Source organism: Blastomonas sp. 34TW (assembly GCF_059803595.1).
In genome coordinates this window covers 249769-257821 of record NZ_JAPFGW010000005.1, presented here as the reverse complement: position 1 = coordinate 257821, position 8053 = coordinate 249769, and the positions used below count along the sequence as shown (strand labels likewise).

Genomic DNA, 8053 nt, shown 5'->3' with positions numbered 1-8053 from the left:
GTCATCAAGACGCTTGCCGGATACGACTTCTCGTTCCAGCCATCTTTGGACCGCAACCGGGTCATGGCATTGGCGGGCCTCGACTTTATCAATCGCGCAGAAGTTGTGCATCTGCTGGGGCCGCCGGGGACAGGCAAAAGTCACATAGCGACAGCCCTCGCAGTCGAGGCCGTCAAATCTGGCAAGAGCGTCTACTTTATCCCGCTGGCGGACCTGATCGCTGCGCTTGCCAAGGCCGAACGCGAGGGAACGTTGCGCGAGAAAATCCGCTTCCTGTGTCGTGCATCGCTGCTCGTTGTAGACGAAATCGGCTATCTGCCCGTCACCCCCGGCGGCGGTAATCTCTTCTTCCAGCTCGTCAACGCCCGTTATGAAAAGGGTGCCATGATCCTCACCTCCAACCGCGGCTTCGCGGAATGGGGTGACGTCTTTGGCGATCCTGTCGTCGCTACCGCGCTGCTCGACCGCCTTCTGCACCATGCTGTTGTCATCCAGATCGAGGGATCCAGCTACCGCATGCGCCAACACGCAGACCTGCTGCCCGAGCATGTCCGGGCCACGCCATCCCTCAACCCGCCACCCCAGCAAAAGCGACGCGGGCGGCCACCTCTCAAGGACAGGCAGGATCAACACTCCGGCTGATCACCGATAAACCCCCTCCGCCAAACCAGGGAATTTTAGATGCCCACTTTTGCGGAATCTTCAGGGCCCGTTGACACGCGGTGCGATACCAGTTGATCGGTTCATGATAGGCGGCCTGCGGGGGCACCTGCACAAAGTCGTTCATCGGGCTGTAGAACGCGGCATCGCCGCCGATGTTGAACGTGGCACCGCTGGCAGTGATGACGGCATCGGCAGATGCAATGGCAAGCACCGGATCGGTTGCAACCGGCGCTGCGGTCATGTCCTCGGGCAGACCTTCGCACTGGTCGATGTTGAACACCGTGAACCGCTTGAGGAAAGCCACGGTCCTGGCTTCACGGTCTTCGCCTTTCGCCTGTTCGGCTTCGGCCTTGGGCGTGAAGCGATCGGCATAGCAGACGGTCGTGCCCTTCTCGCCCTTGCGGACATTGCCGCCAGCGGCCTGTGCCTGACGATAGGTCAGCCAGCGCTGTGATGCGTAGCCTTTCATCACAACCTCGGCCCACAGGATCAGGACGTTGATGCCGGAGTAGCGCCGGTCGCTTGCTGCATTGTGCGGCATGGTGCAGCCGCACAGCGATGTATCCCAGGGCTGGACCCAAGGTAGCCGTCCCTGCTCGAGCTCGGCGATGATGCGCTGTGTGACCTCGTTATAGAGGCTGTTGCGGGTGGTAGTGTGTTCCATGGCCTTGTCTCCTTCCATCCGGCCCCGGCCCGAAAGGGGCGCTGGGGGGCGGCGAGACGAGCTGGCAGCCACGCTGCAACGGACAGCGCGCATGGCGCAGCCACCGGAACGAAGAGTAGGATCCGCAACGCGGGTTGCGCGCTGGCCTGGCGTGGCTAGAGGCAATGGACGCACCGCTAGCGTCCCGCCCGAACGGGGCAAACACCGCCGCAAAGCGGCGTCCGCAGATGCGCTGCTGAATGCCAAAACACCGTGAGACGTGGTGAGCAGGAATATTCTGCTTACGCTGCCAATTCCTCCAGCAAACCAGCAGCGCTCCCCTGCCCCAATCCTTGCGAAAACACCGCCGGTGGCTCGATTGACGTGCAGCGACCAATCGTCATTCTCGATCGCAGGCAGGGGCAGATCACATCATCGGATGGAGACATTGGCCATGGCATCCCATGCACCCGACAGGTTCTTGAGGCTGAACACCGTGCTCGATCGCACCGGGCTCTCACGTGCTACGCTTTACCGCAAGATCCAGGCAGGCACGTTCCCGAAGCAGATCAAGATTGCAGAGCGGTGCTGCGGGTGGCGCGAGTCCGCCATCGAGGAATGGCTGAAGAATCCGATGTTCTATGAGGCAGCAAACTAGCAGCAGTGAACCGCAGTCAGGCGGCGTAGTGCTCGAGCTCCGGGAACAAGGGCAACGGCGCAGGCGCTGACCTATCGATCATCGCGCTGCAGTAGAGGCCGACATTGAGCCACTCGACAGACCAGTGGATATCGACCCGCTCGCCCTCGATGCGCACGATGGCTGCGCCCTCGCGCTCGACCGACCAGACACAGCGCAGATGTTCGTCATAGGTGCCCAGCAGCAAGCTGCCGTCGCTGATACCGACGAGGAACCGGTCGTCATCGTCGAACGGCACCTGCAGCACGGCCTCGATATCGCCGTTCACCTCCAGGCGTGGACAGCCCGGCACAGGCAAAATCGTGATGCTCATCGCAGAATCGCCTTTCCTACATGAGAACAAATGTGGAACATTATCACTTATGAAGGAGTCTGCAATGGTCATTATCGATGGATCGTTCCTGATGGGAATCGCTGCCGTGCTGTCGAGTATCGCCACGCTTTGGCGTGCGTTGCGCGATCGCCCTGCTCCAAGCCATGAGCCTTGCAGAAAAATGTGCCGTAGGCCGTCTGCATGTTCGATGGCGCGATTACTTGCCCGAAGTGGCGTAGATCAACCGTAGACCAGCGGAATTGATCGAGATACAGTCAAAGGATGCGCAGCCCCGACCGGTATAAAATCGAGTTTACGATCATTGCGCTGACCATGATCGCTGCAGCAGTCTTATCGATCAGTCCGCTTTAGATAACAGAGCTCGCCGGACTGGTTGCAGTCGTGACGCAAGCGCTTCATCCACAGATTTTGTGGATCATGACGCAAATCTGGATCGCTTGTTGTTCGATGACGCGATAGGTGTATCAAATCATTCAATGAAAAGATCGGGCACGCATCCATGACAGAACATTCGGCAGAGCAGCTTTTGACGCTCACCGCAGATATCGTTGCCGCGCTTGTGGGGAACAATAGTGTCGCAGTCGGCGATATCGCCACGCTGATCGAGAATGTTCATGCCGCATTGGCAGGCCTATCATCTGCCGAAACGCCTGAGCCGGAAGTCGTACGCCCAGAGCCTGCGGTATCGATCCGCTCGTCGGTAAAGCCCGACTATATCGTCTGCCTGGAAGACGGCAAAAAGTTGAAGATGCTCAAACGACACCTTGCCGTTCATTACAACATGACGCCCGAGGAATATCGCCAGCGCTGGGGCCTGCCCGCCGATTATCCCATGGTGGCTCGATCTTACGCCGAAAGGCGCCGCGAGCTTGCCAAGACGATCGGTCTTGGCCGCAGCCCCAATGCAGGACGAGGGCGCAAGAAGGCAAGTTCAGCCGCAAAGTAGGCTTATTGCACTGTGGCGCAACCAGGGCCAGCCGCATATAGTGCAAAAACTGAACTTCGCATTGGAATCATCGAGCGGACCCACGCTAATTGTGTTTTCCGATTGCCGAGTTTTTGCTCCCATATGGCAGCTGCCAACCGGAAATTCTTTTGGGGTTAAATCTGGCTCAAAAACTCCTCTTGGTGCTGTTAATATCTTGTCATGTTGCTTTAAGCAGGTTATCGATAGGCGGGATCGATGGTCGGCATAAGGGGGGGCTTACTTTGCGATATACTGCTGCAGATGTGGGACGCCGACGCACGATGCAGAAAAAGCCCTGAAATGATTAGTGGATGTCTGTGGCAGCCCGATATCGATCCGGGTAAAGATGGCGTGCACGTCCTGGTCGTCGGCGTGGGCGAATATGAGGCCGGCCTTCCTCCCATATCCGGTGCCAACCACAGCGCGGCACGGGCAGCAATGTGGTGGGCGAAAGCAGGCGACAAGCTTTTAGAAAATCAAAAGCTGGCTTCGATTCAAGTGTTAATCTCAGCCGAGACGCGGCCGGTTATTGAGATGCCCGACCGCTCCCTACTCGAACCGGGTATCCCCACTCGCACAGCCGTAGTCAGTGCTTTCCACCGCTGGATGGAACTCGGCAAAGTCGGCGCGCTGGCTGTTGTGCATTGGATTGGGCACGGAGCGTTGGTGGGCGTTAGTGGTGAGCGCATCCAGCACGCCCTGTTCTGCCACGATGTCGACCCTGTTTCGCGCCTACCAGCAGCGCTCGATTGGACATTGACTCGCTATGAGATCGACGACGTCCTCGGTGAGCGTGCTATGTGCTTCATAGACACATGCCGCAACACGCGCAGCGACCTGACCCTTCCATTTCTGCACGGCCCTTGGGTGCGGGAGTGGCCTGGTAGGGCGCGGAAATCCTATATCTATTATGGTGCGGCAGCCGGCGATCAAACGCCCTGCAAAGACGTAAAAGTGCTCGCCGCGCAATACCCGTCGAGCGATGCTATCGAGAGTTGGCAACGAACCCGGGGTCGCTTCAGCGCCGGCTCGGTGTTTACCGAAGCCATGCTTTGTGCGCTGGATGGGATCGGGGCCGAAGCGATAGATGAGAGCCTTGGTCCGGCGGTCTATGAGCACCGCATCCCTGACATTCTCGCTCACCGGATCCGCCTATGGGCCCGCCATCATGCTACGGATTTCAATGGCTGGGAACTTACGCCGACATCCGACAGTCCCGCTTGTTGGCAAGATAGGCCATTACTGCGAGCCCCCAATCCAGCTTCTAATGTCACAATCCGCTTGCCGAATACAAAGGGAGTGGCCAATCTGCGCTTCGGCCCAATCGATTTGGGAGGTGCTGTTCATCGCGACGCCTATTTTACTGCTGAGGGATGGAACCTAGACGTCGACCACGGCGACTATACGGTCACCGCCATCGGCAAGGTTCCCGTGGGCGACGAAGAAAAGACTTTTGAAGGCTCGTTCCACGCGATTCACCTTAAGCACAGTGTCGATCTGAAAGAAAAGGAGCGCAGATGAGCCGGAACAGCGCACCAATTTACCTCGAATGCCGATCGGACCAACCGGGTTTTCCCCAGCGCCATCTGCTGACGAAGACAGAACATCTGCGACTGGATGTGGGGTCATGGTATTGCGATGTGCGTGCGCCGAATGGTGCGCAGGCCTCTTTTGAGATCGAGGCCGACGGCAGCGCGCAATCCTATCGAGAGTTCGTTCGCCGGCTGGAGGAAGCGTCCGGGCACAGTGATCTCCTCAGGAGTCCGTTAAAAGAGGGTAGGCAGTCATCCCTTGAGGAGGTTGCCGTAGGCGCTTGGTCCGAGGGCAAGATGCTCGGCGAGCACGACTGGACCTTGGCAGAGAGGGTCCGTGAGGGCCAGAGTTACCTCGTCGCTTCACCCATTGGCGCAACTCAGATCGATTACTTACAATTTGCGATCGTCAATGGTGTGTCCATGATTGTGCGGTGTCCATCCAAAGGCGATGTCGAATTTCAGTGTGAGCGTTTCGACTCAATCTATCCGGTCAGACCGCTGTTTTCCGTTAGCACAGTTGATGTCACGGCCTATTGGGGTTTTTCGCGAAACGGAGCATCAAAGGCCGCCTTCAGACAAGGACAAAAGCTGGCGGACCGCGCGATCCGCGCTCGCTCAACCCTTGGCGAGATTGTCGCGGCGGCGCATTGGGCCATCAGCTACGGCATCGACGATGACCGTCTTGGCGTCATCCATGATCGGCTCGATGAATTCGAGTGGGATATCGACGCCCGCATCATGGGCTGGATTCTCGCAGCGTCATTGCAGGACAAATCAACCGAGAAACTCACGCAACGGTTTCTAGCCATCGCCAGTTTGGTGCTAGATGATACCCCGATCTACACGGGTACAGTCCGCCTGCTCAGTGAACGCCTGCCCGCAATGGTTGGCGCGTCGAGGCGTCATATCAGCGAGGACAACGGCGTAAGGCGAACATTTAATCGGCTCTGGACGTTAGCTTCGGCGATGGCTTGGGACACGGAATACACCAGTTTTCGGGGCATTCGCCCCGATGAGCCTGACGCATTTGCCTGGACCGCTCATCTCGACGAGCGGTCAAAAAAAAAATGTGCGATGGTCCGAGCAAGTTCGTAGCCATCTTCTTCGGACATACTGGGGCAACAGACCGCCGGACGAAGAACCGGCTTTCCAGACCAATGACGTCCGGCGCCCGCGGATTCAAGAGATCGACAATTTGGGGCGCGCCTATGCAACCGGCCGCCGGAAAGACGCGGTTGCTCGCGTCTGGCTGAAGCCCGGTTCAGGCAAGATCACCGTCAATGGTAAAGACCAGAATGTCTATTTTGCGCGCCCGACGCTTCGGCTCATCATCAATCAGCCGTTCGACATTACCGATCGCTCGGGTCAATATGACGTTTTTTGCACGGTGCATGGCGGAGGGCTGTCAGGCCAAGCTGGCGCGCTGAAGCACGGCATCGCACATGCGCTTACGCGATATGAGCCAGTTCTGCGCCCGCTGATCAAGGCTGCCGGATTTCTGACCCGCGATCCCCGCGTGGTCGAACGCAAAAAGCCTGGCCGCAAAAAGGCGCGGAAGAGCTTTCAATTCTCTAAACGATAGGTTGTGCGTTAGAGCGGAGTGGATCGACAATGTTTGAAGAATCGATCGTCGTTCGCGTTCCTGTTTCTGGCTCGAAGGCCGATGGCTCTATGCGGGGGATGGGTGCCTTGCTCCCACCCATCGGAGATGGCGAGACTGCGATGATGTTTGCTGACGGCATTAGCGTTTCGGTCGAGAAGCTGGACGATGTTCAGCGGAAACAGCGCCAGGCCGAGCCAGGCGTCGCGGTCGGAACGGCCATGCCCATCCGGCTCATCAAGCCGATAGTGGACGATAATCTTCACCCCGAAAGCGAACATCTTTGGGGTTTGGAAGCCGTGGGCGCGACGAAGACCAGATGGACTGGCGAGGGCATTCGCGTTGCAATTCTCGATACCGGCATCGACCGTAGCCACGATGCATTTGCAGGGCTCCCCTTGAACGACGACAACGTCGCTGATTTTACGGACGAAGGGATCGACGACGTCGATGGCCACGGAACCCACTGCGCTGGTACGGTGTTTGGACGCCCAGTCAACGGCGTCAGGATCGGAGTTGCCCAAGGGATCAACGATGTCCTGATCGGCAAGGTTCTAGGTGAGCAGTCGAGCACATCGGCAATGCTCTTTCGGGCGCTTGAATGGGCAATCGATCGCAGAGCCAACGTGATCTCAATGTCTTTGGGGTTCGATTTCCCCGCTATGGTGGCCAACTTGACAAAAAACGGATGGCCATTGGATCTCGCAGTCTCGAAGACGCTGCTTGCCTTCCGCGGCAACCTCGAAGTTCTTAATGTGATTATGCTTAAGATCGAGGCACTTGCGCGCGCCGGAACCGATATCGCAGGCTATGGAGGAACGTTGGTCGTTGCCGCGACAGGTAATGAGAGCCGGGCGGACGAAGATCAAGATTTTCGAATCGGCGCTTCGCTTCCCTCTGCGAGCGCCGGGGTCTGCTCGGTCGGGGCTCTGGCCTCTGACGGAGCGGGCAAGTTCACGATCGCACCATTCTCCAACGGAGGAGCAACCTTCTGTGCGCCGGGTGTGAACATTGTCTCGGCGAAGGCTGGGGGCGGGTTAGTGGCGATGAGCGGAACCAGCATGGCAGCTCCCCACGCGGCGGGAGTTGCGGCCCTATGGGCGCAGCGGATGCTGACAGAAGGCAGCCTCAATATCCCCTCTGCGGTCCAAGGTCGGATGTCGGCTTTCGCAGACCGCAGCAGGATCGTCGGTGCCGATCCCTTTGCGTGCGGGGACGGGCTCATTGTCGCCCCTTAGGTATCAAGCCCAGCTACGATTTGATACCAACAAGTCATCGTTCATCCGCTCGAGTTATAGGTTAATAGCCTGCTTTTCTAGGCGTTTCACAAGTATGACACAAAGGTTGACCATTTTGACCATGTGCAAAACGGACCTGCAATACGCGCGAAAACGGGCGCTCGCCCGTAGCCAAAATAATGGCACGGCGGAAGAGCGAATATGGCCGGAGAGATGAACCATAGTTTCCTGTATCTCCGATTGCAGAGTCAGCCCTTGCCGCGAGCACAATTAATGCACCGCGCCGACGCTAACCTATGTAACGCACGCGAGCTAACCCGGCCGGCTTTTGCTACCTTATTTCCTCCTCTGAGGCTTTTAACCCGGGTTCTGAGCA

9 protein-coding genes are annotated in these 8053 nt (G+C 58.0%); 7 read left to right on the top strand and 2 right to left on the bottom strand.

Annotated elements, in window-relative coordinates:
- A partial coding sequence (gene istB, locus OPU69_RS09175) for an IS21-like element helper ATPase IstB (RefSeq protein WP_498510510.1) occupies positions 1-642 on the top strand: 642 nt, incomplete at its 5' end.
- Here the strand turns inward: istB and OPU69_RS09170 are convergent.
- Positions 611-1327, bottom strand: coding sequence for an ArdC family protein (locus OPU69_RS09170; protein ID WP_498510508.1), 717 nt, complete (start codon positions 1325-1327; stop codon positions 611-613). The genes istB and OPU69_RS09170 overlap by 32 nt on opposite strands.
- Positions 1328-1760: 433 nt before the next feature.
- On the opposite strand from OPU69_RS09170, the gene OPU69_RS09165 reads away from it, so the two are divergent.
- Complete coding sequence (locus OPU69_RS09165) at positions 1761-1964, top strand: helix-turn-helix transcriptional regulator (protein ID WP_446655069.1); 204 nt, start codon at positions 1761-1763, stop codon at positions 1962-1964.
- Positions 1965-1980: 16 nt separating this feature from the next.
- Here OPU69_RS09165 and OPU69_RS09160 read toward each other — a convergent pair whose 3' ends face one another.
- A complete protein-coding gene (locus tag OPU69_RS09160) occupies positions 1981-2316 on the bottom strand; it encodes a hypothetical protein (RefSeq protein ID WP_498510506.1) in 336 nt (111 codons plus the stop codon).
- A gap of 520 nt (positions 2317-2836) precedes the next feature.
- Here OPU69_RS09160 and OPU69_RS09155 point away from each other — a divergent pair.
- The 5 genes from OPU69_RS09155 (at position 2837) to OPU69_RS09135 (ending at position 7677) form a co-directional block, all read left to right on the top strand.
- Positions 2837-3283, top strand: a complete 447-nt coding sequence (locus OPU69_RS09155; RefSeq protein ID WP_498510504.1) for a Ros/MucR family transcriptional regulator — start codon at positions 2837-2839, stop codon at positions 3281-3283.
- 282 nt (positions 3284-3565) lie between these two features.
- Positions 3566-4825, top strand: a complete 1260-nt coding sequence (locus OPU69_RS09150; protein WP_498510502.1) for a hypothetical protein — start codon at positions 3566-3568, stop codon at positions 4823-4825.
- A complete protein-coding gene (locus tag OPU69_RS09145; protein ID WP_498510500.1) occupies positions 4822-5934 on the top strand; it encodes a hypothetical protein in 1113 nt (370 codons plus the stop codon). Before OPU69_RS09150 ends, OPU69_RS09145 begins: the two co-directional genes overlap by 4 nt.
- Complete coding sequence (gene rpsI / locus OPU69_RS09140) at positions 5852-6421, top strand: 30S ribosomal protein S9 (RefSeq protein WP_498510498.1); 570 nt, start codon at positions 5852-5854, stop codon at positions 6419-6421. Before OPU69_RS09145 ends, rpsI begins: the two co-directional genes overlap by 83 nt.
- Before the next feature lie 29 nt (positions 6422-6450).
- Positions 6451-7677: a S8 family serine peptidase gene (locus OPU69_RS09135; RefSeq protein WP_498510496.1), complete on the top strand. Its 1227-nt coding sequence runs from the start codon at positions 6451-6453 to the stop codon at positions 7675-7677.
- Positions 7678-8053 lie beyond the last annotated feature (376 nt).